Annotated in this window: 27 protein-coding genes; 11 read left to right on the forward strand and 16 right to left on the reverse strand. The window is 35.9% G+C overall.

Annotated features, from left to right (window positions below):
* Nucleotides 1-353 precede the first annotated feature (353 nt).
* Nucleotides 354-794 carry a hypothetical protein gene (locus tag BXU11_RS06650; protein ID WP_024981135.1) on the forward strand — a complete coding sequence of 147 codons (441 nt, stop codon included), beginning with the start codon at nucleotides 354-356 and terminating at the stop codon, nucleotides 792-794.
* A 202-nt stretch (nucleotides 795-996) separates the two neighbouring features.
* Here BXU11_RS06650 and BXU11_RS06655 read toward each other — a convergent pair whose 3' ends face one another.
* The 11 genes from BXU11_RS06655 to BXU11_RS06705 all read right to left on the reverse strand — a co-directional run bounded on the left by BXU11_RS06655 (nucleotide 997) and on the right by BXU11_RS06705 (nucleotide 11,343).
* A complete protein-coding gene (locus BXU11_RS06655) occupies nucleotides 997-2,211 on the reverse strand; it encodes a peptidylprolyl isomerase (protein WP_078211458.1) in 1,215 nt (404 codons plus the stop codon).
* 198 nt (nucleotides 2,212-2,409) lie between these two features.
* A complete protein-coding gene (locus BXU11_RS06660) occupies nucleotides 2,410-3,516 on the reverse strand; it encodes a peptidylprolyl isomerase (protein ID WP_024981133.1) in 1,107 nt (368 codons plus the stop codon).
* Between the two features lie 16 nt (nucleotides 3,517-3,532).
* Nucleotides 3,533-4,168 carry a gliding motility-associated peptidyl-prolyl isomerase GldI gene (gene gldI, locus BXU11_RS06665; protein WP_078212130.1) on the reverse strand — a complete coding sequence of 212 codons (636 nt, stop codon included), beginning with the start codon at nucleotides 4,166-4,168 and terminating at the stop codon, nucleotides 3,533-3,535.
* Nucleotides 4,169-4,172: 4 nt separating this feature from the next.
* The gene (locus BXU11_RS06670) at nucleotides 4,173-5,177 is read right to left on the reverse strand and encodes a bifunctional oligoribonuclease/PAP phosphatase NrnA (protein WP_078211460.1); all 1,005 of its coding nucleotides are present in this window, start codon (nucleotides 5,175-5,177) and stop codon (nucleotides 4,173-4,175) included.
* Nucleotides 5,178-5,223: 46 nt separating this feature from the next.
* The gene (locus BXU11_RS06675; protein ID WP_078211462.1) at nucleotides 5,224-6,489 is read right to left on the reverse strand and encodes a chloride channel protein; all 1,266 of its coding nucleotides are present in this window, start codon (nucleotides 6,487-6,489) and stop codon (nucleotides 5,224-5,226) included.
* Between the two features lie 59 nt (nucleotides 6,490-6,548).
* A complete protein-coding gene (locus BXU11_RS06680) occupies nucleotides 6,549-6,935 on the reverse strand; it encodes a RidA family protein (RefSeq protein WP_024981129.1) in 387 nt (128 codons plus the stop codon).
* 401 nt (nucleotides 6,936-7,336) lie between these two features.
* Entirely contained in the window at nucleotides 7,337-8,395 is a 1,059-nt protein-coding gene (locus BXU11_RS06685) for a nucleoid-associated protein (RefSeq protein ID WP_024981128.1), read from the reverse strand.
* A 150-nt stretch (nucleotides 8,396-8,545) separates the two neighbouring features.
* Entirely contained in the window at nucleotides 8,546-9,085 is a 540-nt protein-coding gene (locus tag BXU11_RS06690) for a hypothetical protein (RefSeq protein ID WP_024981127.1), read from the reverse strand.
* A 155-nt stretch (nucleotides 9,086-9,240) separates the two neighbouring features.
* On the reverse strand, nucleotides 9,241-9,636 hold the full coding sequence (locus BXU11_RS06695) for a hypothetical protein (RefSeq protein WP_024981126.1): 396 nt from the start codon (nucleotides 9,634-9,636) through the stop codon (nucleotides 9,241-9,243).
* Nucleotides 9,637-9,716: 80 nt separating this feature from the next.
* Nucleotides 9,717-10,481, reverse strand: a complete 765-nt coding sequence (locus BXU11_RS06700) for a DUF2490 domain-containing protein (protein ID WP_078211465.1) — start codon at nucleotides 10,479-10,481, stop codon at nucleotides 9,717-9,719.
* A gap of 205 nt (nucleotides 10,482-10,686) precedes the next feature.
* Nucleotides 10,687-11,343, reverse strand: a complete 657-nt coding sequence (locus BXU11_RS06705) for a carbonic anhydrase (protein WP_074917619.1) — start codon at nucleotides 11,341-11,343, stop codon at nucleotides 10,687-10,689.
* A gap of 263 nt (nucleotides 11,344-11,606) precedes the next feature.
* Here BXU11_RS06705 and BXU11_RS06710 point away from each other — a divergent pair, with 263 nt between their 5' ends.
* The 8 genes from BXU11_RS06710 to BXU11_RS06745 all read left to right on the forward strand — a co-directional run bounded on the left by BXU11_RS06710 (nucleotide 11,607) and on the right by BXU11_RS06745 (nucleotide 18,751).
* Entirely contained in the window at nucleotides 11,607-13,796 is a 2,190-nt protein-coding gene (locus BXU11_RS06710; protein ID WP_078211467.1) for a TonB-dependent receptor, read from the forward strand.
* Nucleotides 13,797-14,244: 448 nt separating this feature from the next.
* Complete coding sequence (locus tag BXU11_RS06715) at nucleotides 14,245-14,649, forward strand: DUF2141 domain-containing protein (RefSeq protein WP_024981122.1); 405 nt, start codon at nucleotides 14,245-14,247, stop codon at nucleotides 14,647-14,649.
* Nucleotides 14,650-14,785: 136 nt separating this feature from the next.
* Nucleotides 14,786-15,409 carry a hypothetical protein gene (locus BXU11_RS06720; protein ID WP_078211469.1) on the forward strand — a complete coding sequence of 208 codons (624 nt, stop codon included), beginning with the start codon at nucleotides 14,786-14,788 and terminating at the stop codon, nucleotides 15,407-15,409.
* 77 nt (nucleotides 15,410-15,486) lie between these two features.
* A complete protein-coding gene (locus BXU11_RS06725) occupies nucleotides 15,487-16,842 on the forward strand; it encodes a histidine kinase (RefSeq protein ID WP_078211471.1) in 1,356 nt (451 codons plus the stop codon).
* A 2-nt stretch (nucleotides 16,843-16,844) separates the two neighbouring features.
* Nucleotides 16,845-17,171 (forward strand): 2TM domain-containing protein, encoded by a 327-nt coding sequence (locus BXU11_RS06730; protein WP_139363452.1) that lies wholly within the window; start codon nucleotides 16,845-16,847, stop codon nucleotides 17,169-17,171.
* A 2-nt stretch (nucleotides 17,172-17,173) separates the two neighbouring features.
* Nucleotides 17,174-17,479: a 2TM domain-containing protein gene (locus BXU11_RS06735; protein WP_024981118.1), complete on the forward strand. Its 306-nt coding sequence runs from the start codon at nucleotides 17,174-17,176 to the stop codon at nucleotides 17,477-17,479.
* An 18-nt stretch (nucleotides 17,480-17,497) separates the two neighbouring features.
* Nucleotides 17,498-17,848, forward strand: a complete 351-nt coding sequence (locus tag BXU11_RS06740) for a 2TM domain-containing protein (protein ID WP_078211475.1) — start codon at nucleotides 17,498-17,500, stop codon at nucleotides 17,846-17,848.
* Nucleotides 17,849-17,983: 135 nt separating this feature from the next.
* Entirely contained in the window at nucleotides 17,984-18,751 is a 768-nt protein-coding gene (locus BXU11_RS06745) for a LytTR family DNA-binding domain-containing protein (protein ID WP_078211477.1), read from the forward strand.
* Nucleotides 18,752-18,845: 94 nt separating this feature from the next.
* Here the strand turns inward: BXU11_RS06745 and BXU11_RS06750 are convergent, their stop codons facing one another.
* Nucleotides 18,846-19,619 carry a CDP-alcohol phosphatidyltransferase family protein gene (locus tag BXU11_RS06750; RefSeq protein WP_078211479.1) on the reverse strand — a complete coding sequence of 258 codons (774 nt, stop codon included), beginning with the start codon at nucleotides 19,617-19,619 and terminating at the stop codon, nucleotides 18,846-18,848.
* Nucleotides 19,620-19,782: 163 nt separating this feature from the next.
* On the opposite strand from BXU11_RS06750, the gene BXU11_RS06755 reads away from it, so the two are divergent.
* Nucleotides 19,783-20,253: a hypothetical protein gene (locus BXU11_RS06755; protein WP_024981114.1), complete on the forward strand. Its 471-nt coding sequence runs from the start codon at nucleotides 19,783-19,785 to the stop codon at nucleotides 20,251-20,253.
* A 14-nt stretch (nucleotides 20,254-20,267) separates the two neighbouring features.
* Here BXU11_RS06755 and BXU11_RS06760 read toward each other — a convergent pair whose 3' ends face one another.
* The 4 genes from BXU11_RS06760 to BXU11_RS06775 all read right to left on the reverse strand — a co-directional run bounded on the left by BXU11_RS06760 (nucleotide 20,268) and on the right by BXU11_RS06775 (nucleotide 23,856).
* Nucleotides 20,268-21,287: a COX15/CtaA family protein gene (locus tag BXU11_RS06760; RefSeq protein WP_078211481.1), complete on the reverse strand. Its 1,020-nt coding sequence runs from the start codon at nucleotides 21,285-21,287 to the stop codon at nucleotides 20,268-20,270.
* A gap of 80 nt (nucleotides 21,288-21,367) precedes the next feature.
* Nucleotides 21,368-22,783, reverse strand: a complete 1,416-nt coding sequence (locus BXU11_RS06765) for a CCA tRNA nucleotidyltransferase (protein WP_078211483.1) — start codon at nucleotides 22,781-22,783, stop codon at nucleotides 21,368-21,370.
* 67 nt (nucleotides 22,784-22,850) lie between these two features.
* A complete protein-coding gene (locus BXU11_RS06770; protein ID WP_078211485.1) occupies nucleotides 22,851-23,234 on the reverse strand; it encodes a GxxExxY protein in 384 nt (127 codons plus the stop codon).
* Between the two features lie 61 nt (nucleotides 23,235-23,295).
* A complete protein-coding gene (locus BXU11_RS06775) occupies nucleotides 23,296-23,856 on the reverse strand; it encodes an L-threonylcarbamoyladenylate synthase (RefSeq protein WP_078211487.1) in 561 nt (186 codons plus the stop codon).
* Nucleotides 23,857-24,122: 266 nt separating this feature from the next.
* Between BXU11_RS06775 and BXU11_RS06780 the strand changes: the two genes are divergently transcribed.
* A complete protein-coding gene (locus BXU11_RS06780) occupies nucleotides 24,123-24,818 on the forward strand; it encodes a hypothetical protein (protein WP_024981110.1) in 696 nt (231 codons plus the stop codon).
* The last annotated feature ends 37 nt before the right edge of the window (nucleotides 24,819-24,855 follow it).

The raw sequence follows: 24,855 nt of genomic DNA on the forward strand, positions 1-24,855 counted from the left end.
ATAAGATTGTAACGGAAAGCGGGACGATGTAGCCAGATAAAGCCTTTTGTATCTGCTCCTGATAAAAAAAACAATCTAGATATCAGTTACTTGTGCCATTTTACAGAATAAATTTAATGTCGATTTATTCAAAAACTTTATCTTTTCTTTTTTCTGCGCCTCTGCGTCTTTGCGAGGTCAATTTCACGCAAAGGCGCAGAGGCGCAAAGTTTATAGTAAACGCTTTGATTTTTAGTGCGAGTCACGAACAGTCATTAAAATAATGTTTCGATATTATTTTTTGGAATTGGGTGGTTATCCCAAAAAATGGAAATACCTTTGCGCTTTAGTTATACAATTTAACACACTTTCATATGAAAATAAATTTAAAAAGCGGGATTGAGCAGCTTTTGTTCGGGATGAAACAAAATGATGTGACCGCCATTTATGGTAAGCCAGACCGCAATTACAAAGACGAAGATGATAACGTGATTTTGGTGTACAACAAATTGAAAATGCGTTTGACTTTTTATCAAGAAGAAGAGTTGAGATTGGGCTATATCGTGGCTTCGAGTCCAAAATTGGAATTGTTTGGTAATTTGATTATTGATAAACCCATTGCATCGGTTAAAAAAGACTTGGCTGCAAAAGGAATAACCAAATTTACACAAGAAGAATTTGATACGTTTGAAAATTACTTCAACGAAGAGAATTGGTTTATTCTTCAAACCGAATTTGAAGAAGTAGTAAAGTTTGAGATTGGTGCGATTATCAATCAAAAAGACGAATTTGACTGGAAATTTGGAAAGAAATAAGCCTTTCTAAGGCATAAAAAAAACCGATAACATTTGACTTGTTATCGGTTTTTTTTGTTTTGTCCCAAAAAGAATTTTACATCAAAAACAATTTCTATAAAGTCCAATCGTGTTTTGTCATATCGAGCGCAGTCGAGATGTAACGAGTGTTCTCGACTGCGCTCGAACTGACAAAATGGACTGTTTATAGAAATTATTAGAATTACTTCGTTTCTGGTTTTTTATCCATTATTTCTAATTCGAATACAAGATTAGCATTAGGAGGAATTACTCCACCAGCACCTCTTTCTCCATAGCACAAATTAGATGGCATAACGGCAATCATTTTTTCTCCTAAATTCAAAATACCTAAAGCTTCAATAAATCCAGGAATCATGCCTGTTTTTTTGCCAGCTTCGAAAGGGAAAGGTTGGTAGCCATTTTGAGCCGCACGGTTCGCGTCGAATTTTCCGTAAGCTTTGTTGACGTCCTCGTAGCTGCTGTCAAACAGGTTTCCATCTTCAAAATAACCTGCGTAGTGAAAATAAATCGGAGTTCCATCAGCTGGTTTTACATCGGTTCCTTTTTGGATGATTTGATAGATTAATCCGGAAGGCGTTTTTGTTCCTGATGCTCTAACTGAGGCAATGTAATCAGCTTTAGCTTTTATTACGGGACCGAATTTTGCTTCATAGGCTTTTTTGGCTTCGGCTTCTAAAGCGGCTTTTTTAGCTTTGTTTTCAGCATCAATAGCGGCTTGTTTTTTGGCATCCTCTGCTTTATTGGCATAATAGTCTGTGAAAACTTTGGCTGCATTGAATTTTTTAGCCAAAGCGCCTTTGCGTGTAATGGTAACCTTAGTAATTACATCGTTTTGTTCAATGGCATTTACTACATTCATTCCTTCGGTTACGTGACCAAACACGGTGTGCTTTCCATTTAACCAAGGCGTTTCTTTGTGTGTGATAAAGAATTGGCTTCCATTAGTAGCGGGACCAGAATTCGCCATAGATAAAATACCGCCTTTGTCGTGTTTCAAATCGGTGAATTCGTCTTTGAATTTGTAGCCAGGATCTCCTGAACCATTACCTTCTGGATCACCACCCTGAATCATAAAATCTTTAATTACACGGTGGAATTTTAATCCGTCATAAAATGGCTTTCCTTTTAGTTTTTCTTTGTTTACATAAGGATTAGTTCCTTCTGCTAAACTTACAAAATTAGCTACAGTAACCGGAGTTTTTTGAAACTCAAGCGCCAAAACAATGGTTCCTTTATTGGTTTCGATGGTAGCAAATAATCCTTCTCCAGGTGCAACTTTTGTTGGATTAACAGCGGTTTTCGCTGCTGGTTTTTTAGCAGGAGTGGCTACTTTTTTTACTTGTGCATTGATGCTTACTATTCCGAAGAATAACAAAAAAAGCAATTTTGATTTCATATTTAGATACTATTTGTTTTTTTAAAGGAATATGGTATCGCCATTCTTCATTAGTGTTTGTGATTTTGAATCATGGCGATTTCATTTGTATTGATGGTTTTTTAATTAGTCCTTAGTTTTTAGTCCTTAGTTGTTGTGAATAGTGCTTAGTAATAGCTAATAACTAATCACTATGGACTAATGACTATTCACTAAATACTACATTTTTTCTAATAACTCAATTTCGAAAATAATATTAGCATTTGGTGGAATTGGTCCTACACCTTGCGCACCATAACCTAAATTAGATGGAATGAAAATAGTAGCTTTTTCACCAAATTTTAATTTTTCAATTCCTTCGATAAATCCGGGAATCAAACCGTCTTTTTTACCATATTCAAAAGGTATTGGTAAGTATTGTTTGGCTGCGGCACGAGCGGCATCAAATTTTCCGAAAGTTTTTGAAACACTCTCGATGCTACTATCAAATAAAGTTCCGTTTTCTAAAAATCCTGCATAGTGAATGTACACATTGGCTCCAACAGCAGGTGTTTTACCATTGCTTTTTTGAGTGATAACGTATTCTAAACCTGTATTGGTTTTGGTAGCTTTTGCTTTCAAGGCTTTGAAATCGGCTACTTTTTGGTCTTGTACGGCTTTGAATTTTGCATTATAAGCGTCTAATTCGGCTTGTAATTTTTTCTGATTTTCAGCTTCAACAATATAATAATCGTGGAATGTTTTTACAGCGTTGAATTTTTTGGCTGCTTCTCCATTTCTGATAATGGTCACATTTTTCATGTGATCCCCTTGTTTGATTTGGTTGACTACTTCCATTCCGTTGCCTACAACTTGACCAAAAATAGTGTGTTTTCCGTCTAACCAAGGCGTTTCTAAATGCGTGATAAAAAATTGACTGCTATTGGTTGTTGGTCCATTATTGGCCATAGCCAAAACACCTGCTTTATCAAATCTAAATTCACAAAATTCATCTTTGAATTTGTAACCCGCATCACCAGAACCTGTTCCTAGAGGGTCTCCAGTTTGAATCATAAAATCTTCGATCACGCGGTGAAATTTTAACCCATCATAATACGGACGGTCTTTTAAATTAGGATTGGTAATGAATTCATTGGTTCCTTCAGCTAATGTTACAAAATTAGCTACCGTTACAGGAGCTTTATCATACGCTAGTTGTAAAATGATATCCCCTTTATTGGTTTCAATTTTGGCATATAATCCATCTGGCAAATCGTTTTTTTCTTCATTCTTACAAGAGAAGAATGCTGTTAAGGTCAGTAATCCAAGAATAATTCTTTTTTTCATTTCTAGTGTATTAATTTTATTGTTGTAGTGTGTCTTTTACAATAGTTTTTTGTGGCAAAAGGGCTTTGGTTTTTTGTGCTTCTTGTTTTTTGAATTCAAGTTCAGACATGAAATTATTTAAAGTAACCGTGCAAAGCAAGGGTACATTTGTGCCAATTTTTTTATTATCTCCGTGATAGCCATAACTCATGTGCGAAGGAAACATGAAAACAAACGTTTCTTTTTTATGCATCAATTTGATACCATCTCGAAGCCCCATCATGATGTTTTGCTTGTCTACATAATAGGTTTGCGGTTGGGTTTCTTCCTTAGTGTAAATGATGTTACCTTTTAAATCTTTCACTTCATAGTCGAAGAAAGCAATATCTCCTTTTTTGGGAGTAAGAGTATCTGTGATGTTTTTATTTGAAACATGATACCAATACCCTTTTTTGGAAGCTAAAAATTCGATCGCGGCATTTTTTTTGATGACCGCTTGTATTTGATCTTCTTCAGAAGCAACCAATTTTTTGTTTCGATCGATCGATTTTTTCATAAAACTACCCGAGGCTTGCGAAATGGGTCGTCTTGCTTCTTGTTGTTGTTGTTGTTGGCAGCTATAGATGCTAAGAGCAAGAAGAACTACTATTATATTGTTTTTTGTACGATTCATGGGGTTATACATTAAGTTGATGCACTAATTCTTCAAATTTTGCTACTGTATCACTAAGCGATTCCTCAGATTTTCCTCCTGCGGCATTGATGTGGCCTCCGCCATTAAAATGGTTTCTAGCAAATTCATTGACATCAAAGCTACCTTGAGAACGGAACGAGATTTTGATGATTTTTTCTTCTTGATTTTCAATAAAAATAGCCGAGAATACAATGCCTTTGATGCTTAATCCGTAATTGACAATGCCTTCGGTGTCGCCTTTTACAAAATGAAATTCATTCAATTCGGCTTGGGTAAGGGTAATGTAAGAAGTTTGTTTTTCAGCAATCACTTTCATGTTTTGCAAAGCTCTTCCTAGCAATTGCAATCGGTCGTAAGAACTGTTGTCGAAAAGTTGGGTTGGAATAACGGTATTTTCAACACCCAAATCAATCAATTCGGCTACAATGCGATGCGTGTTTCCTGTAGTTTTTGGAAAGCGAAACGAACCGGAATCGGTTAAAATACCTGTATAGATGCAAGTTGCAATAGTTTTATCAATACTTGATTTTTGACCTAAATAGGTAATGAAGTTGTAAATCATTTCGCAAGTAGAACCAAATTGCGTATCCGAATACATAATAGTGGCATAATCATCGGGTTTTTGATGATGATCAATCATGATAAAAGGAACGGTAAGTTGTTCTAAAACCGTTTCCATCTCACCGGTACGATGAAAAGCATTAAAGTCTAGGGTAAAAACAAGTTCGGCATCCTTTAAAATTGCGGTACAATTGTCCTTGTCCTTTTCGTATATTTTTACGGTTTCAGAACCTGGTAACCACGCCAGAAAATCCGGAAATTCATTGGGTGCAACCACAATAGGTTGATGATTCTGTTTTAGTAAAAAATGATATAAGGCCAAAGTAGAGCCCATGGCATCACCATCTGGTCCGCGATGTGGAATTATGGCAATCTTTTTAGGTGTAGCTAAAAGCGTTTGAACGGCTTGAATGTCTTGTAATTTCATAGATTGCGAAATTACATTTTTTTATCTAATGAAAAAAAAGTGTGTGTTAATTTGGGAATTTAAAAGGATGAAATTGATTTTTAATTTTTTGATATACGTGATATTTTGGTCCTTTTACAATTTGCGATTTATAAATTCCTACCGAACCAGAGCAGAAGTAGGCAACAGTGCAAGCCAAAGCAATGTATAGAGCACTTTCCCAACCAAAAAGCTCTAATCCCATGATCGTACAAGCAATAGGTGTGTGCGTGGCTCCAGAAAATACGGCTACAAAACCTAATCCAGCCAAAAGAGCAATAGGCATCGGAACAACAAGCGACAAAGCACTTCCTAAAGTAGCGCCCACAAAAAACAAAGGCGTAACTTCTCCTCCTTTAAAGCCAGCACCTAAGGTGAAACCAGTGAATAGAATTTTCAATAAAAAAGCATACCAAGGATTTGCAGTACTAAAAGCTTCAACAATCACTGGTACTCCTAATCCAATATAAGGTTGAACGGAAAAATTGAAAATTACCCAAGCCAAAATACAACCGCCTACGAAAGGTCGAAAAGGCGCATAAGCAATTGTTTTGCTAAATAAATTTCCCCAAAGGTGTGTGGAACGCGAAAACAGTAATGCTGCGAGTCCGAACAAGATACTGGCCAGAATTGTCCAAAAAAACAAGGAGATAGTCATTGCTGGTACTTCAGGAATACTGTAATGTGTATGAGTTACCGGCCACAATTCAACCGTGAAATAAGCGGTAAATGCCACGGCAAAGGAAAGGACGCAATTTTTGAAGTTGATTTTGCTAAAGTAAACCACTTCGATTGCAAAAATTGCTCCCGCAAATGGAGTACCAAATACAGAGGCAAAACCCGCACTAATTCCCATTATCAGTAAAGACTTTCGATCAATAGTTGCGGTTCCAAAAAAACGCTTCATACTGTCGGCAATCGCAGCACCCATTTGTACAGCCGTACCTTCTCGTCCCGCAGATCCACCAAATAAATGTGTTAGCAAAGTGGTTATCAAAACCAACGGAGCCATTCTAAAGGCTATAGGCTGTTGTGGCGCATCGTACTCTTCTAAAATTAAATTATTGCCCTTGACTACTGCTTGTCCGTAGTAATGGTATAGTAATCCGATGGCCAATCCGCCCAAAGGCAATAAACCAATGATCCAAAAATTATCCGTTCTAATTTGTGTTACTTTTTCTAAAGCTAGTAAAAATAGGGCAGAGGCTGACCCAGAAAAAAAGCCTACCAATAATACAACAGTAAGCCATTGTAGTAAGGTAAGCGTTTTGTTTTTAATAGTGTGAAAAGTCATAAATAATAGCAATCATTAGTTTTGTTACAAAACTAAACATTCCATAGTATATTGGGAGGTTATTCTGGTGCAATTGCTGTAAATTCAATTTCGACCAAATATTCTGGCGCTACCAATTGATTAATACCATAAAATCCAGTCGTAGGTTTGATGTCTTTAAAATAAGTCGAATGTGCTCTTGCTACTTCTTCAAAAGTGCTTACATCGGTAGTGAAAATGCGTGTTCGAATCACATCTTTCATCCCTACATTCAAATCTTCTAAAACTTTTTCTACTCTTTCGAGTATGTTCAGCGTTTGCGCATACGCATCATTTGCCTTCACTTTTTCTCCATCCACAATCGCTACAGTTCCCGACACCTCTATGATGTTTCCAATGCGAACCGCTCGGCAGTATCCCATTTTGTCTTCCCATGGCGAGCCTGTTAAAATGTTTTTTCTTGTCATAATTTTGGTTGTATTGTTGCCTTATTAAGGGCATTTTGATTAGTTTTTGATTAAAACAAAACTATGAAAACGAAGGGTAATAAAAAACTCATTTTCAAGAGTAAAAGTGATACTTTTATTTTAGTAGTGGTCGTATGAACGAAATTTAAGAATAGTAAAAAAAAGTTTCATAAAAAAATCCTCAACTGCAGGTTGCAATTGAGGATTGTGATTTGGTTTGGTAAAAGAGAAGCACTTAATTCTATAGTAAACCGTATTTTTTTAAGGTCACTATTTGGGCGTTACCACAAGGGTCGGGCTTTACGTTACAATCTTTTTGAGGCAGAAAAAGCCTCAAAAAGGATTTTCACTGCAATCCCTAACACAAAATGCTGAAATTAACAGCATTAAGCTCAGGAAATCTAGTTTTTCTCTTCTTTGTTGAAATACACTAGGTAGTAATACATTTGTTTTTCTTCGTCCCAGCCTTTTTCTACAAATTTTTCGGCACTTTCTGGATTGATAAAATCCATTTTGATTTGGATATGCGTATCGAGATTAATCACGTTTTTGATGGATTTTCTCGCGTCCGAAACGGCTGCATTGGCAATAGGGAAGGAGGTCACATCTTCGATGCTGTATTTCTCCCCTTTGTCTACTTTATAGTTTTTGAATTCAGGAATCAAATCGGGATTATCAATAACCTCGTTCAAGAAATTCGATTCTTCAAATTGGTCATTTTTAGCAAAATAATTCACCGAGCGGTTCATGAACATCACTTCTTCTTTTTTGTCTTCGGCAGGAAAAACAACGTCTTTGGCAAAGTTTTGACAAAATTTCAAGTACTTTTTGGTGATGAAGTTTTCGTCCTCAAAAGCATCTACAGACAAGAAATGCTCCAACCAGTAGCGCGCATCATAACGATTGCTGTCAACGGTCAATATTTTGTAACCTTCTTCTTTTTTGTGGTTAAAGATTAAACAACCTTTGTCGAGTTTGTTCAAGCTCACGCCGTGTTGCAGAATCATCTCCAAATGCGTTTCTTTTTCCTCAAATTGCAAAAAGTCGGATTGGATTTCGCTTTTAAAAACACCAATAGCATCTACTATATTATTGTCTATCGACACATTCGTTAAGTGCGCAACATACACCTCACCATTCTTGATGTGCGGATGATTGGATTGCTCGAACAAGTGTTGTGTAATTTGTTTTGAAACTTCGTGTAAACTGCCTGGATTATCAAAAATTTGAGTGGCAAATTTGAACATGTCGTTGTAATCCAAATCTACTTCGTGTGCAAATTGAAAGTAATTTTCTTCTTTTTCTCTAAAAGGTTTCAAGAAGAATTCTTTAATCAACGGAACAATTTCATCGTTGAGGTTAAAAGGTTGTTCTGATAAGAAGATCGCTTCATTACGACTCTTGTTTCCAACACGATGTATGGAAAGCGTTTCGATGTGGGTGTTGAATAAGTTGATCATTAAGGTAAGCCCCTCCCTTCCTCCCCAAAAGGGAGGAGTCAAGCACTGGACAGTTTATTTGATTAAATACATTTTTGAAATCTCGTTGTAGTTCCCCTATTGTAAAGCCCCTCCTTTGGAGGGGTTGGGGAGGATGGGGCTAGGGGGCTTCTAGTTCCAATTCTCCTCAAACCCGTAGTCTTCGAAGCTATCGTCACCACTAAACATATCTAGGTCGTCTTCGTCAAGATCGTCTTCGAATTCGCCGTAGATGTCGTCGTTCATATCGGCTTCAAAGTTTTTTTCACCGGCTTCTGCAGGCATGATGCCGTGAGAGAATAAGGTTTCTGGATAGGTACCACCCGCCACTGGTTCTTCGATAGCAGCCAATTCTACTAAGAACGTCCACATGTTGATGAAATCATACACATAGATAATTTTAGTATTGGCTTCGTTTAAAATATCTGACAAAGGGTAATCGCTCATGGTGCGTTGTTCGCCGGGTACATCTCCGGTGTCAAACAAAGGGATTTCATCCTCTTGGTTCCAAGTTTGGTCACAGGTATAAAAGGAAGCTACCTCCATACCATCGAAGCCAAATGCGTTAAAAATAGCATTGTGCAAATCTTCTAAAGTATCGTCAGCAAGTATTGCTATGTCTCTAAAAATGTCTTCTTCGGTATCAAGAATAACTCTGAATTTATAAACCATAATGTTTGTTTTTGTTGAAAGGTCAAAGGTAAAATTTAATTTTAGAAAACTGTTTTGCAATCTTATTTTGTTGAAAAAATTTTATTTTCAAAAGTTACGAAAACAAAAAAAGCTGTCCGTAACAGACAGCTTTTACTATGATTAATAGTGAAGTTTTAGTGTTTTTCTTCAGAACATAAACCTACGATTTCATGGAATACATCATGTAATGCAGTCAATGATTTTAGGGTAGCTTCATCTGAACCTTTTGCTTTTACTAGTTTGTCCAAACCTTTAGCACCTTCTTGCAATTTTTTGATAGAAGCTAAGATGGCTGGCGTTTTGAATTCGGCTGGAATTGCTTCTTTTGATAAGGCGTTCGCTTTTTGAATTATTTCTTCAGAACGCGTTTTAATAGGATTCAAATCGCCTTCTTCAGCAGGATGAAAAGTTTGTGACATTACCCCGTGAAAGGTTTTGATAGCAGGCCATTTTTCAAAAGTAGTTTGTGCAGACAAATTGGAAACCACCAAAAAGAAGAATAAAACAGGTAAGAATTTTAAGAATTTCATGGTTATTGTTTAAAAGTTATTGGTTCAAAGATATTAACTTTTTAGTTGTTGAAAAAAAGAACGAATTTAAATAACAACCATTATAAGTTAAAATTGGTAATGTAAGATACTCTCAAGGTAGGATTTTCTTCTTGAATGGTGTTTTTTAAATTCCAAATGTGTTGATGGATATAAGATAATTGAATTTGATGGTGCGTATTGATATTGTAGCCAAAACCACCGATGATACGGTTTTGATTTAAAAAGGTACTTCCTGCATTGCTGCCAATATTCATAAACACTTCATCGCCTACAAAGGTAAAAAGCTTTGTTTTGCCGTCTTTTTTAGTTAAGTTATAATTGACAAGTAGCATATAACGAAGGCGGTTGCGGTAATCATGGTGATCGATTTTGTAATCTGTTTGACCAGAAACAGGGTCTTTTTGCCCCACGGCTACCCCAACAAAACGATTTTCATCTCGTAATCTATTTACAAATTTAAAATCACCTGAAGCAATGGTATAAGTACCCTGAATCCATACATGATCTTCAGGAATATTGATTTTATTCATAGCAGGATCACCATAAGAATAGGTGTTGTAATGCGAGTAACCAAGGCTTCCTACGAAGTTTTTGGTAAACTGATAATCAACAGAAGGACGCACAAACCATTGTTGTTTTTCACTAAACCCATTGGCATAGCGCATAACGGCTTCAAAGGAAACAGAGGTTTTTGTACCAATCATGTTTTTGCCAAAATAATGAAACCAAATGTTATTGTTGTCTGATTGCACTTGAGCAAAAGCAGGGTTTATGGCTAGTATTATAAACAGTAGCAGCCCTGAAATAAGTGATGTTTTTTTCATTTTATTTTAAAATACAAATGCACTTTTTTTATATTTCTAGTTGTCGTTTTAAAAAAAAAAAATCAATACCATTTACAACTAATTACAATTAGTTGGATGAATTTAATGGGTTGTAATTTTTGCTATTTGCAGCCATTTTTTTTAAATAATATCTCTTTTAATCAGATTTCAAATCAATGAATTTTAAAAAAAAAGATTCTGTGAATTATTTAATCAAACTAACGCGTCCTGTATGAATGTCATATAGCATCGGAACCACTTGAATTTCTTTTTGATCGATGAAAGCATTGGCTAGGATTTGATGTGTCGAATGTTTGATATTGGCAATTACACATTCATTAAGATGTTCTTTGTGAGGTCTTGGAACGTTTTTTTCTTCATCCTCTTTTTTGATGGTTTCAATAATAGTTGAAATATGACCATGAGCTGGATGTTTTTCTGTGCTTTCTTCATCTTCTACGAAAGCCTTAATAGCACCACATTCGGTATGACCCAAAACTACCACCAACTTTGTGTTTAAATGTTCAACAGCATATTCTACGCTTCCCATCGCAAAATCAGACATCAAATTTCCGGCATTTCTAATCACGAATAAATCTCCGATTCCTTGGTCAAAAACAATTTCTGGACTTACTCTACTGTCAGCACAAGTGATGATTACGGCAAAAGGATGTTGTGCTTTTTCGTTAGCGATAACAGCAGCTTTGTCTTGGTGTAAATGAACCGATCGATTGTTTAAAAATCGCTCATTTCCTGAGGTAAGTTTGTCAATATTTGAAAGTGTAGGGGTTTGTTGTAGTGCATCGTTGCAGCTGGTTACTACCATAGAAAGTAGTAATAAGCCAATTGAATATATTTTCATTTTTAAAGTGTTAAATTGTACTGTAAATTTAATGATTTCAAGGGTTAGACATTTTTTTAGTCCCTTGTTTTTTTCCTTTTTTCCGATATTTAAAACGGGTCTCAATTGAATAAAATGCAGTGAATTTTGGTCGAAAACGATTAAGAAAACGGCTATTTTTTACGTTTTTACAATTCAGCCTTACTTTTCTACAATTCAGTCAAAACTTTTTAGAGAATCGATAATCTCGTAACATCTTTGTTGTGTTAAAAAAAACTATCAAAATGAAAACTTTTACTACACTAACCAGACGATTTCTTCAACTTTTTCTTGCTTTATTTTTTTTAATGAGCATGACTTCATGGGCTCAAAACACCATTTCAGGAAAAGTTATTGACCCAAAAGGTAAGCCCGTCGTTAGCGCCAATATTTATATCGAAGGCACTTATGATGGCGCCACAAGTGATGAGAAAGGACTTTTCTCATTCGAAACCACAGTCAAAGGAAATGCGACCTTAATCATAAGCTCTTTGATACACGAAACAGCTACCATTTCAATAGATGTTGCGAATTACAAAGACAAAACAATAACCCTCAAAGAGAATGTCAACACCTTAGATGCGGTGGTGATTACAGCTGGAACTTTAGAATCAGGAGACAAAGCTCGTGTTTCGGTGTTGAAACCTTTAGATATTGTAACCACAGCGGGTTCTGCTGGAAATATAATTGCAGCGCTACAAACTTTGCCGGGCACACAAAACGTGGGTGAGGACGGTCGTTTGTTCGTTCGTGGGGGCGAAGCCAATGAAACGCAAACTTTTGTCGATGGTATCCGAGTAGCACAGCCTTATGGCGCTAGCACGAATAATTTGCCTACTCGCGGACGCTTTTCTCCGTTTTTGTTTAGCGGCATCTCTTTTTCTACTGGAGGTTATTCTGCCGAGTATGGCGAGGCTTTATCGAGTGTATTATTATTGAATACCCAAGACGAACCCGACCAAAACAAAACCGAAATCGCCTTAATGACTGTAGGTTTGGGCGTTGGAAATACACAAAAATGGAAAAAAAGCTCGTTGAGCGTCAATGCTGCTTACATCAACTTGGCGCCGTATCAAAAAGTAGTGCCTCAAAATATCGAATGGAACAATCCTTTTCAATCCCTTTCTGGCGAAACGGTATACCGCTACAACTTCAATAACGGTATCCTAAAATTATACGCAGCTTTCGATTCCTCTAAATTCGATTTGAATCAAGAAAGCGTCAATTCGCCTAACAAAGTCAGAGTCAATTTGAACAATAACAACTTTTACTTAAATACTTCCTACAAAGGTGGTTTTGGAAACAATTGGCAAGTGACAACGGGATTGAGTTATGGCTATTCCAAAAACAAATTAGGCTTGGATTTGGATAAACTAAACAATGACGAAAACGCTTCACATCTTAAATTCAAACTCCGTAAAAGTATTTCACAACACGTTAAACTAGCTTTCGGAACAGATTATTTTATTACTCGTTTCAACGAAGATTTCACGCCAAATTCTGGATTTGGTGGTACTAGCGGATACAACTCTTCAATAGCAGCAGCTTTTGCCGAAGGCGATATTTTATTCACAAAAAACTTTGCTGCCAAAGTCGGGGTTCGTGCCTCATACAACGACTTGTTGGACGAAACTGCCGTTGCTCCTCGTGTTTCCTTGGCTTACAAACTGAATAAAACCAGTCAGTTTTCTTTCGCTTATGGCGATTTCACTCAGGCGCCAAGTGTCGATTTTATCAAGTATTCCAAAATGCACCAATTCGAAAGCGAAAAAGCATCGCATTACATCTTAAACTTTCAATACAACAACGACCGTCAAACGTTTAGAGCCGAGGCTTATTACAAAGACTACAGCAATTTGGTAAAATTTAATACAACAACGCCAATGTTTAATTCAGTGTACAACAACAACGGTTCTGGTTACGCCAAAGGACTCGATTTGTTCTGGAGAGATGGTAGCTCGATTAAGAATTTAGAATATTGGATTTCCTATTCTTACATCGATACCGAACGCGATTATCGCAACTTCCCTAAACAAGTCACTCCAAGTTTTGTGGCGGACCATACAGCGTCTTTGGTGACCAAATATTTCATCACCGACTGGAAATCACAAATCGGTTTCACCCATTCGTTTGCCACAGGTCGTCCGTACAACAATCCAAACGAGACCCAATTTATGAATGGAAAAACCAAAGCTTTCAATAATTTGAGTTTCAATTGGGCGTACTTGGTGTCGCAACAAAAAATCCTGTATTTCTCCGTATCCAATATTTTACAAACTCAAAATGTCTTTGGCTACGAGTACGCCAATACTCCAGATGCAGCGGGCGTGTACAACCGCAGAGCCATTATACCAACAGCCGATAGTTTCTTTTTCGTAGGTTTCTTTTGGACCATCAGCGACAACAAAAACGACAATCAGTTAAAGAATTTATAAGTTAATTAGGAGCAGTAAGCATAGGGCATTTCCAGCAGGCATTGTCCCGTGATACGCTATATCTTTGCTGCCGAACCCCGTCAGCAAAGGATGCCGCTCCTCCCGGGGCTAAGAGGCAAGATAAGGTGTTTTTGGAAAGAAAAGTGTTTTTACAATTCATCCAAGGCATTTGCTTTTAAAAACATCCACCACGAATTCACTAATGAATTACGAATAAAAATGTGTTTTAATGATACGAATTATTACTATTGATGGAATTCGCGACATTCAATTTCAGTTTCGATGACAATTAGTGACAAGTCGTGTAATTAGTGGCTAACTTTTTTTAAAAGCGAATGCCTACAATTCATCCTCCAAAAACAACAGTTCAGTTGCAATCAATTTTAGTTTCGATTGGTCCAAACTACTTTTACATCAGCATAATAAAACAACCTTAAAAAAATAAATTATGAAAACATCAGTTCTTATCCTGTTCTTAGCCATAAGTGCAATGGCAACCGCTCAAGTCGCTATCAAAGTAGACATCGTTGGTCTAAAGAACAACAAAGGGCAAGTCCTAATCGGATTGTACAATTCCGAAAATCATTTTCTAAAAAAAGTCTACAAAGGCAATGTCGCTTTAATCAAAAATGCAAAAGCAACGGTCACTTTTGAAAACCTTCCTGCTGGCGAGTATGCGATTAGCGTTTTTCACGATGAAAATAGCAACGGAAAATTAGATACCAATTTTATGGGAATTCCAAAAGAAGCTTATGCCGCTTCAAACGATGCCAAAGGGTTTATGGGGCCTCCAAAATACAAAGACGCTAAATTCCAAGCCACCCAAAACAAGCACATAGTGTTGAAAGTATAATCAGTTTACAATTCATCCTCAAAAAACGACAGTTCAGTCAGAATCAATTTTACAGCAGTTACATCAGTAGTACTTTTACATCATCAAAATAACAACAACCATCTAAAAGAAATTAACAACTAAAAAGATAGAAATTATGATTAAAGTTTTAACCGCCACCGCTTTATTTATTTGCAGTTTATTAGCTGCCCAAGGACAATATGAACAAGGAATGGGGAAAGCGTTCCAATTGTGGGGAGAAGGCAAAAACACCGAAGCTGCCGCTTTATTCGAAAGAATTGCAGCAGTCGAAAAAAACAACTGGTTGCCTAACTATTATGTGGCTTTGGTAAATACTACAACCGCTTTTAGAACCAAAGGCAAAGACGAAGTAACCGCTTTGTTGACAAAAGCACAAAACGCTTTGGATGTAGAACTAATCAAAAACGAAAACAATCCTGAGTTATTAGTAATGCAAGCTATGATTCACACCGCTTGGATTGCTTATGACCCAATGACCAACGGACAAAAGTTGTCTGGAAAAGTAATGGGACTCTACGGTAAAGCACAGGCCATTGCTCCAGAAAACCCAAGAGTGGTATTCTGTAAAGCCGAATTCGAAATTGGTGGAGCCAAGTTCTGGGGAACGGATACTACGCCTATGTGTGCACAAATTGATAAAGCTATCGGACTTTTTGCTACTTTTAAACCAGAAACAGCTTTCTCACCAAAATGGGGATTAGATCGCGCTCAAGAAGCTCAAAAAAATTGTAAAAAATAGCATTAACCCTTTCAGAGTTTTAACCCTTTCAGAGTTTTGAACTCTGAAAGGGTTGAAAAACTCAAAACCTAAATAAAATGGAAAAACAAAAAAACAGCACGCTAGAAGTAATCAAAAAAGGTTTTATCGATTGCTTAAAGATTACACTGGTATTTACGCTTGTTTTTTCGTTGTTGCAAGGGGATTTCAGTCCTCAAAGTCTACTCACCACTTTTTTAGTTAGTGCTCTATATTCTTACGGAATTGGTTTTGGAAACGGACTCATCAATGATATTTTGGACCGCAGATGGAATTGGTTAGAGCAAACCAATTTGAGAGTGTATTTTGGGATTTTTTGCACCATTTTGTATACCGTTCCTGTAGTTTTAGGGATTGACTATTTGACTTTCGTAGTGTTTCAAAAACTAGAAATTTCGGAGTTTTTCAACAACAGAATGGTTTGGGTGCATATGTTTTATATCATTCTTTCTTTGGGAGTTTCGACCTTTATGCACGCACGAAGTTTTATGCTCAACTGGAAACAAGCTTCTAAAAAAGAAGTATTCGAACAAAAGATTATTGCAGGAACAGCTTCGGCTAAATTTGAAACCTTAAAAAATCAAATCGACCCACATTTTCTTTTCAATAGTTTGAATGTGTTAAGCTCGCTGATTGAGGAAAATCCAGATAATGCCCAACGTTTCACTACTTCTTTGTCTAAAATTTACCGCTATGTGTTGGAACAAAAAGATAAAGAATTGGTATCGGTAGCCGAGGAATTGAGTTTTGCAACTACGTATATGAAATTGCTAAAGATGCGCTTTGAGAACAGTTTGTTTTATGAGGTGACTGCCGAAGTTCAAAATCCAGATGCCAAAGTAGTGCCGCTTTCACTGCAATTGTTATTAGAAAACACCGTAAAACACAATGTGGTAAGCGAGCAAAGACCTCTACACATCCGAATATATATTGAAAATGATTATTTGGTGATTCAGAATGATTTTCAAAAGAAAGAAGTATTGCAAGACCGACAAGGCGTTGGATTACAAAACATCATCAATCGATACGCAATCATTACCAAACGAAAAGTACTGATTGAACAAAACGAACAAACTTTTACCGTTAAAATACCCATTTTAACCCAACAAATAACTGTTATGGAGACGACATTAAATTACAGAGAAAACAATGCGTACTACCGCGCAAAAAAGAGAGTAGAGGAATTAAAAGGATTTTATGGCAACCTGATTTCGTATTGTGTAGTGATTCCCATTTTAATTTATGTGAATCTTACTTTTGTCCCACAATTTCATTGGTTTTGGTTCTCCGCTGGAGGCTGGGGATTCGGTTTGATTATGCACGGTTTCAAAGTTTTTGGTTACAGCTCTAGCTGGGAAGAACGAAAAATTCAAGAGATTTTAAGAAAAGAAGACGAACAACAAAAATGGAAATAAAGATGGAACGAATAGATACTAATCAAGAACAAGAAGCTTTGGTTCAAATGGCCAAAGAGAGAGTTAAAAAACTGAAAGATTTTTATTTTCACATGATATTTTTTATGTTAGGCGTAGTAATCTATGTTTTGAAAACGTATTATGGTGCACCTTTGAACTTTTTTCCCATTCGTTACATCAACGGTTTTGTGATGGCGATTTGGACGACCTTTTTTGCTATTCAAGCGGTTCAATTGTTTTTTACCGAAGTTATTTTGGGTAAATCTTGGGAAGAAAAGCAAATTAAAAAAATGATTGAAAAGAACAACGAAAAACAAATTTGGAAATAATTATGGAAACGAATTTTCAAGAAGAAGACAGATATTATCAAGCCAAGAAAAGAGTAGAGGATTTAAAAGGGTTTTATGGAAATTTGACCTCTTACATTGTAGTGAATATATTTTTAGCAGTAATTAATTTGTTGACCTCGCCAGGATATTTATGGTTTTTTTGGCCTTTACTAGGTTGGGGTGTAGGCGTGTTCTTTCACGCGATGAAAGTGTTCAATTGGATGCCTTTTTTTGGCAAAGAATGGGAAGAGCAAAAAATCAAAGAGTTTATGGAAAAAGAAAAACAATCCAGAAACGATTGGAAATAAATTAAAATAAAAAACATCATGGAAAATAATCAAAACAAATACGATTCATTTTTAGACAGAACTCAAGAAGAGCGTTACGATAGCGCTTTTAAAAGAGTGCAAAAAATAAAAGGATTTTATGTGCATCTAATAGTGTATGTTTTAGTCAATATCGGATTAATCGCTATGAGAGCAAGACATTTGGATTCATTAGATACCAATTTTTGGAGTTGGCAAACACTCAATACCGCTTTCTTTTGGGGCATTGGATTGGTAGCACACGGAGCTTCTGTTTTTGGGAAAGATTTGTTTTTAGGCAAAGATTGGGAGAAAAGAAAAATGGAGGAATTTTTAAAGGAAGAAGATGAAAAACAACAACAGTGGAAGTGATTTCAGTTTTAGGCTCTCAGTTTTCAGTACTGAGTTCTCAGTTTTCTGCCTTCTGCCTTCTGCCTTCTGCAATCTGCTTTCTGCAATCTGCCTTCTAATTTCTGCCTTCTAACCTCTAACTTCTAACCTCAAATAATGACTACTATAATAATCGAAGACGAAAAACCAGCAGCGCGTTTGTTGCAACGTAAACTCGAAAAACTACAAATCAATGTAACCGTGTTGTTGCACTCGGTAGAAGAGGCTATCGAATGGTTTTCGAGCCATCCCCATCCCGACCTTATTTTTTTGGACATTCAATTATCGGATGGCTTGTCTTTTGCCATTTTTGAAGCAGTCGAAATTAAGAGTGCTATCATTTTTACCACCGCTTATGACGAATATGCTTTGCGTGCTTTTAAACTCAACAGTATTGATTATTTACTCAAACCCATCGATGAAGATGACTTGGAAATTGCAGTGAATAAATACAAATCTCGAGTGCCAGAAAAGGCACCTGAAAATCCTTCTCTTGCGTTAGATTTTGAAGCTATCAAAAAGATGCTGACCAACCCATTTGAGAAAAATTATAAAAAGCGATTTACACTAAAAATTGGGCAACATTTGAAAGTGATTTCAGTGGATGAAATTGAATGTTTTTACAGCGAAAATAAAGGAACCTATTTGCATACTTTCGATAACAGAGATTATCTTTTGGAGACCACTTTAGAGGTTTTGGAGCAAGAATTAGACCCTGCTGCTTTTTACAGAATCAGCCGAAAATTTATCATTCCACTAAAAGCTATAAAGGAGATTGTGGTGTACAGCAACTCCCGTTTGAAAATTATTTTGCCTACTTATAAAGCAGAAGAGGTGATAGTAAGCCGAGAAAAAGTAGCCGATTTCAAAAATTGGATTGGTTAAGAATTGACTTTATTTTTTAGTTTAGATAAAAACAGTTAAAAATACTGGTTATTAGTTATTTAGATATTTGTTATAGGATTTATCTATGAGGCTTTTATTCGCAAATAAATCGTTTTCTGATAGATATAAGAACAAAAACCATAAGTGTATAAGCAATAAAAAACGGAGCTATATATTCAATAAGATGCAACGGTAACATCACGGCAATAATTAGCAATTGAAACCCTAAACCATAAATAGATAACAAGCTCATAAACCAATTTGGAAACGTTTTTACTTTGTAAGCTTCTTTATCTAGAGCGTGAATTATTTTGTCAAAAAGGCCATAAACGATTGTATAAATTCGGAACAAACGAGTCACCGATTTTTGTGTTTCTCCAGGTAAAGCTTTGGGTGTTTTGTATTCAAAAATTTTACTAGTGCTGTCTCCTCCAACCGATTTATGTCTCAAAATTACGTAGTAATAATTGTACAGAGTTCCTTGTAATTGGATGCCCAAAAAAGCGGCAAACGCATACCAAAATGTCGTTTTTGAAACCCAACAAATGGCCATAATAATCATAAAATTTAAGATGATATCAAAGACACTATCGAGGTATCTACCAACGAATGAAGGTTTGTTTTTTAGTCTCGCTAATTCACCATCTGCAGCATCAATTCCTGATTTTAATACAATGAAAAAGGCAGCCAAAAAGTAATGATTGGTGAGTATGCAAAAAATGGCAATTAACCCAGAAAGGCCAAAAAGTAGGGTTACGTGAATAGCTGTGAATCGGGTTTCTTTTAATTGTTGTGCAAGGAATTTACCAAAAGGGCGACCATAATCGGAGAGGTCGAAGAACTTATCTTGTGCAGCAAGTTTAGACATTAATAGTGAATAAAAAGGGAAGGACAATATAGTCGAGGTGCAAAAGTAGCTCTATTTAAGCGGAATAGTAGCCTAAACAATAGTTTACTTTGTGTTAAAGTAAAAAAAGCGCGTTTCGAGTTTTAGTACTTTTATGGTATTAAAAAACCAAATTTATTGTATTATGGCGGCACCAAATTTAAAAGTAATTCAAGCCCTTAGAGAAACAGCGAAACAAATTGCAAGTAGCGGTCGTTATGAATGGGGTCATATGGGAAGTTGTAATTGTGGGCATTTGGCACAAAATATAACTTCGTTTACCAGAGCAGAAATTCAACAATTTGCCTTGCAAAAACGCGGTGATTGGTCGGAACAAGTTATAGATTATTGCCCAACGAGTGGTTATCCTATGGATTTAATCATTGGCAGAATGATTGAGTTTGGATTTACAGCTTCTGACTTGAGACAACTCGAAAACTTGTCCAATCCTGAGATTTTAGCGAAAGCTGGTGTGACTTCTTTCAATAGAAATGTGATGTCAGATACGGTAAAATATATGAATGCTTGGGCAGATTTGTTAGAGAGCCAATGGATGGAGCAAAACATAAATCACATCGTTTTACCTACTTTTGAAAGAGAAGAGATGGTGTATTAAGCCATCTCTTTTTCTTATTTAGTGAAACGGTGTAGCGTGTAAGTCATGGCTGTCAATAAAAAGAAAGCCGTGATTTGGTGCGCCAATCCTAACCAAAGGGGTACGCTATACAACAAAGTCAAAACGCCTAGTGCAAATTGCACAAAAACAAGTATGACAAGCGCGTTGAGTCCATTTTGTTGCGCAATTGACAAACTGTATTTTTTGCTTTTGAAATACAGCAAAACCATCAAAGCCACCACCAGATAAGCGGTAGTACGATGCACGAATTGCACGCCGCTTTTTCCTTCAATCAAGTTCATAATAAAACTGTTTTTCTCGATAAATACACTATCGTGAATGAATTGCCCATCGCTCATTAATGGCCAATGGTTGTGAATTAATCCAGCGTTGAGTCCTGCAACAAAACCTCCGTAAATGATTTGAATAATCAAAAACACAAAGGCAAATCGAGCAATAGTTCTCAACTGAGGATAAAAGTTGTCTTTGTTAGGATAAATTAAATCCAAAGCCACCCAAAGGGTATAAGCAAAGGTGATGAAAGCAAAAGTAAGGTGTAACGCCAGTCTAAAATGGCTCACATCTGGATTGTCGATTAATCCGCTTTTTACCATAAACCAACCCAAAAAGCCTTGGAATCCTCCCATACACAAAAGAACAATGCATTTTTTGATAGTAGATTTGTCTAATCTTTTTTTGGCTAAAAAATAAAAGAAAGGAATTAAAAACACCATCCCGATGATTCGACCAATAAAACGGTGAAACCATTCCCAGAAGTAAATGAACTTATAGTCCGACAATTGGAAATCATTATGAATATTAATTTTTTGATACTCTGGAAATTTCTTGTATTCATTGAAGGCTTCTTGCCATTTTTCTTCACTCATCGGAGGAAAGGTATCTGTTACCAAATGCCAGTCAGTCATGGATAATCCGGAGTTGGTTAAACGTGTGATGCCACCCACAGTGACCATAATAAACAAAAGAAAGCAACCTGAAAGGAGCCAATAGATTACGGATTTATTTGAATTCATTTTCGTAGTAAATTTGATGCAAAATTAGGGGTTAACTTTTGATTCAAACACAGAACAAAAGTTAATGTTTCAAGTTATACTTAATTTTTTGTCAGTCCCATTTTTGAGGCGCGTTGCAGGATAAAATCGTAAGCTGCTTGGTATTCGTTCGGGATTTCTCCTTCGAGTATGGCTTCTTTTACAGCTTCTTTCAAAACACCAATTTCTCTTGATGGTTTTAAATTGAAGAGCTCCATTATTTCCTCACCACTGATTGGAGGTTGAAAATTCCGAACATGATCACGATTCTCAACTTCTACAATTTTTTTGCGTACAATTTCAAAATTACTGTGGTATTTTTTGAACTTGTTTGGATTTTTAGTGGTGATATCGGCTTCACAAAGTGTCATTAAGTTTTCTACATCTTCTCCTGCATCAAAAACCAAACGACGTACTGCTGAATCGGTAACAGTGTCCTGCGCCAAGACAATTGGTCTAGAACTCATCACTACCATTTTTTGTACAAATTTCATTTTGTGATTCAAGGGCATATGCAATCTTTCGAAGATTTTCTTAACCATTTTACCACCCAAAAACTCGTGACCGTGAAACGTCCATCCTTGTTTTTTGTTGAAGCGTTTCGTTGGAGCTTTTCCGATATCGTGCAATAAAGCAGCCCATCGCAACCAAACATCATCTGTGTTCGGGCAAATGTTATCGACTACTTCAAGTGTGTGATAAAAGTTGTTTTTGTGCGTGTGTCCTTCTATCTCTTCTACTTGATTCAAGGCGGTTAATTCAGGTAGAATCAGTTCTAATAATCCCGTTTTGTAAAGCAATAAAAAACCCAAAGAAGGTTTTTCAGTCAGAAGAATTTTGTTTAACTCTTCAACAATGCGTTCTCCTGAAATTATTTTTATTCTTTCTGCATTTTTGGTAATAGAAGCTAAGGATTCTGGATGTATTTCAAAACCTAATTGCGTCGCAAAACGTATGCCTCTCAACATTCTTAGCGGGTCATCCGAAAAGGTGATGTCTGGGTCAAGCGGAGTTTTTATTGTTTTAGATTCTAAATCAGAAATACCAGCAAAGGGATCTAAGAGTTCTCCGAAGTTAGATGGATTCAAAGACAAAGCCAAGGCGTTTATGGTAAAGTCACGGCGGTTTTGATCATCTTGTAAGGTTCCATTTTCTACGATAGGATTTCTGCTATCGTGGGTATAGGATTCTTTTCTGGCACCTACAAATTCAATATCGGTATCTTCAAAACGGAGCATAGCAGTTCCGTAAGTTTTGAACACTTGTACCTTTGGTTTTTTAGGTAAAAGTTCTGAAACTTTGAGCGCCAATTCGATGCCACTGCCTACAGCCACCACATCGATGTCTTTTTTAGTGCCTCTTTTTAAAAGTAAATCCCTAACGAACCCACCAATTACATAACTATCTATGTTTAGTTCTTGGGAAGCTTTCGATATTACTTCGAATATTGTATTGTTAAGTGCTGATTTATAATTCATATCTTGTTTTTACCACGATTTTTTACCGCAGATTCGCTGATTTTGTATTAAAAATTATGATTTTCAGCTAATTTTTTGACATTACTATTCGTTTGTGTTCTAAAGATGTTTTATTGAAATTTACTAAAAGTGCTAATTTAGTTTTAGACACTTTTAAATAATTTAAACATTGAGAAATATGATTGTTATTAAAAGACTCACAGGATTTTATTTCAAGAATAATACTATCGAAAACTACAAAATCAGCATAGAATTTGTGTTTTAAAATGGTGTTTTTATAATTGACGACATATTCCTTTTCTCTTTCAAATGGAATGTTAGCTATATTAAATTCAAATTCTAAAGCATCTTTGTAAACAATTTCAGAAAATCCTTTTCCTAGATTTTTATGTACTTCAAATAGAATTCCTATTATTTTATAGGTTTCTTTTTCAAATAAATATTGAGCCATAAATTATAAAATCATATTAATTTCTTCTATTTCTAAAATCTGCGAATCTGTGGCAAAAAAATTACTTTCGAATCACTTTAACTTGAGAATCGTTCGTCAATTTAATAATCGTAGAAGGTTTTCCTGCAATTTTTTCGTGATGCAAATTTACAACATAGTCTACGCCTTTTATAATTTCTGGGCTAATTTCTTTGAAAGATAATGGAGTGGGTTGACCAGAAATATTGGCAGAAGTAGAAACTAACGGTTTCTTCATTCGCTCCAATAGCTTAAAGCAAAAAGGCTCTTTTACCAATCGAATTCCTAAGGATTGGTCTTCGGCAATAAGATTTGGAGCTACATTTCTTGGGTTATCTAGTATTAAAGTTGTTGGTTTTTCGGATAAATCTAGAATTTGCCAAGCTACTTCGGGAATTTCCTTGAATACGTTGTACATCATTTTTTCCCCATTCATAAGGCAAATCATACTTTTGCTTTCGGTTCTTTGTTTGAGTTGGTATATTTTGGCCACGGCTTCAGGATTCGTCGCATCGCAACCAATGCCCCAAACCGTATCCGTTGGATAAAGAATGATACCGCCATTTTTTATAACCTCAAAAGCATTGATAATCTCTTGATTCATCTTTATTTTATTTTAAGGATTTTGATTTTGTTCTATAAAATGCAAAACTATCCATTTGATTTTTGATAGCGTATAAAAAAGAGTTTTTTTTGACACCGCTTCATAATTATAATTTGATTTCAGGTTGTTAATAGTAGTAAATGATTTTGAAATCATATGCTGGCTATGTTTTATGAGGTAATCGTGCTGTAAATATTTCTATTTTTTCAACTTTTTTTCTTTTTAAAAAGTTATATTTGCTTGTGTATCAACTTAAAAGAAATAATATGAAACGAAAAGTATTGCATCAATTTGGTTTTTTAGTACTGGTTTTATTATACTCAACTACTTTGGTATTTGGACAAAAACCGTGTGACGGATATTTTGCTGCCCACAAAGGAGCTAAATATGAAATTACTGCCTATGATAAAAAAAATGAGGTAGAGGCAGTTTCTAGTTTTTTGGTAAAAGATGCTTCATCAGGCAAAGTTGTCATTCATCTTGTGACCAATTCCAAAGGAAAGGAAACCTTGAATACCGAGTACGATATCACTTGTGATGGTAAGGTAGCTATCATGGATCAGAAAAAGATTGTAAGCAATCAATTAAAATCTAATATGAAAGACCCCAACATTACAGTAGATGTTTCTGGTAAAGATGTTGAGTCACCGCTAGATTTAAGTGTTGGTCAGACATTACCAGATAGTGAAATTGATATTGCTGTAAAATCCTCAGCAATGAATATGAATATGTATTTTAAAACCTTGGATAGAAAGGTAGTTGGGCAAGAGAAAATAACCGTTCCTGCAGGTACTTTTGACTGTATGATTATTACGGCCACAACAGATACTAAATTGCTTTTTGCCAAAAAAGGTACTACTAAGCAATGGGTTGCTAAAGGAGTAGGTATGGTGAAGCAAGAAACCTATGCTAAGAATGGCAAGATTGAGAAAACGGAGTTGTTGACCTCTTTCTCAAAGTAAAAAATGATTTTTAAATGAAAAAGGAAGCCGTAATGCT

The organism is Flavobacterium sp. LM5 (assembly GCF_002017945.1).
GTDB classification, from domain to species: Bacteria; Bacteroidota; Bacteroidia; order Flavobacteriales; family Flavobacteriaceae; genus Flavobacterium; species Flavobacterium succinicans.

Excerpts from the sequence above, each read along its gene's own strand:
- BXU11_RS06750 (WP_078211479.1), bottom strand. The coding sequence starts at position 19,619 with ATGTCTAAACTTGCTGCACAAGATAAGTTCTTCGACCTCTCCGATTAT.
- BXU11_RS06735 (WP_024981118.1), top strand. The coding sequence starts at position 17,174 with ATGGAAACGAATTTTCAAGAAGAAGACAGATATTATCAAGCCAAGAAA.
- BXU11_RS06715 (WP_024981122.1), top strand. The coding sequence starts at position 14,245 with ATGAAAACATCAGTTCTTATCCTGTTCTTAGCCATAAGTGCAATGGCA.
- BXU11_RS06740 (WP_078211475.1), top strand. The coding sequence starts at position 17,498 with ATGGAAAATAATCAAAACAAATACGATTCATTTTTAGACAGAACTCAA.
- BXU11_RS06680 (WP_024981129.1), bottom strand. The coding sequence starts at position 6,935 with ATGACAAGAAAAAACATTTTAACAGGCTCGCCATGGGAAGACAAAATG.
- BXU11_RS06660 (WP_024981133.1), bottom strand. The coding sequence starts at position 3,516 with ATGAAAAAAAGAATTATTCTTGGATTACTGACCTTAACAGCATTCTTC.
- BXU11_RS06690 (WP_024981127.1), bottom strand. The coding sequence starts at position 9,085 with ATGGTTTATAAATTCAGAGTTATTCTTGATACCGAAGAAGACATTTTT.
- BXU11_RS06720 (WP_078211469.1), top strand. The coding sequence starts at position 14,786 with ATGATTAAAGTTTTAACCGCCACCGCTTTATTTATTTGCAGTTTATTA.
- BXU11_RS06775 (WP_078211487.1), bottom strand. The coding sequence starts at position 23,856 with ATGAATCAAGAGATTATCAATGCTTTTGAGGTTATAAAAAATGGCGGT.
- BXU11_RS06765 (WP_078211483.1), bottom strand. The coding sequence starts at position 22,783 with ATGAATTATAAATCAGCACTTAACAATACAATATTCGAAGTAATATCG.
- BXU11_RS06650 (WP_024981135.1), top strand. The coding sequence starts at position 354 with ATGAAAATAAATTTAAAAAGCGGGATTGAGCAGCTTTTGTTCGGGATG.
- gldI (WP_078212130.1), bottom strand. The coding sequence starts at position 4,168 with ATGAATCGTACAAAAAACAATATAATAGTAGTTCTTCTTGCTCTTAGC.
- BXU11_RS06670 (WP_078211460.1), bottom strand. The coding sequence starts at position 5,177 with ATGAAATTACAAGACATTCAAGCCGTTCAAACGCTTTTAGCTACACCT.
- BXU11_RS06710 (WP_078211467.1), top strand. The coding sequence starts at position 11,607 with ATGAAAACTTTTACTACACTAACCAGACGATTTCTTCAACTTTTTCTT.
- BXU11_RS06745 (WP_078211477.1), top strand. The coding sequence starts at position 17,984 with ATGACTACTATAATAATCGAAGACGAAAAACCAGCAGCGCGTTTGTTG.
- BXU11_RS06695 (WP_024981126.1), bottom strand. The coding sequence starts at position 9,636 with ATGAAATTCTTAAAATTCTTACCTGTTTTATTCTTCTTTTTGGTGGTT.
- BXU11_RS06725 (WP_078211471.1), top strand. The coding sequence starts at position 15,487 with ATGGAAAAACAAAAAAACAGCACGCTAGAAGTAATCAAAAAAGGTTTT.
- BXU11_RS06705 (WP_074917619.1), bottom strand. The coding sequence starts at position 11,343 with ATGAAAATATATTCAATTGGCTTATTACTACTTTCTATGGTAGTAACC.
- BXU11_RS06730 (WP_139363452.1), top strand. The coding sequence starts at position 16,845 with ATGGAACGAATAGATACTAATCAAGAACAAGAAGCTTTGGTTCAAATG.
- BXU11_RS06755 (WP_024981114.1), top strand. The coding sequence starts at position 19,783 with ATGGCGGCACCAAATTTAAAAGTAATTCAAGCCCTTAGAGAAACAGCG.
- BXU11_RS06760 (WP_078211481.1), bottom strand. The coding sequence starts at position 21,287 with ATGAATTCAAATAAATCCGTAATCTATTGGCTCCTTTCAGGTTGCTTT.
- BXU11_RS06700 (WP_078211465.1), bottom strand. The coding sequence starts at position 10,481 with ATGAAAAAAACATCACTTATTTCAGGGCTGCTACTGTTTATAATACTA.
- BXU11_RS06655 (WP_078211458.1), bottom strand. The coding sequence starts at position 2,211 with ATGAAATCAAAATTGCTTTTTTTGTTATTCTTCGGAATAGTAAGCATC.
- BXU11_RS06685 (WP_024981128.1), bottom strand. The coding sequence starts at position 8,395 with ATGATCAACTTATTCAACACCCACATCGAAACGCTTTCCATACATCGT.
- BXU11_RS06675 (WP_078211462.1), bottom strand. The coding sequence starts at position 6,489 with ATGACTTTTCACACTATTAAAAACAAAACGCTTACCTTACTACAATGG.
- BXU11_RS06780 (WP_024981110.1), top strand. The coding sequence starts at position 24,123 with ATGAAACGAAAAGTATTGCATCAATTTGGTTTTTTAGTACTGGTTTTA.
- BXU11_RS06770 (WP_078211485.1), bottom strand. The coding sequence starts at position 23,234 with ATGGCTCAATATTTATTTGAAAAAGAAACCTATAAAATAATAGGAATT.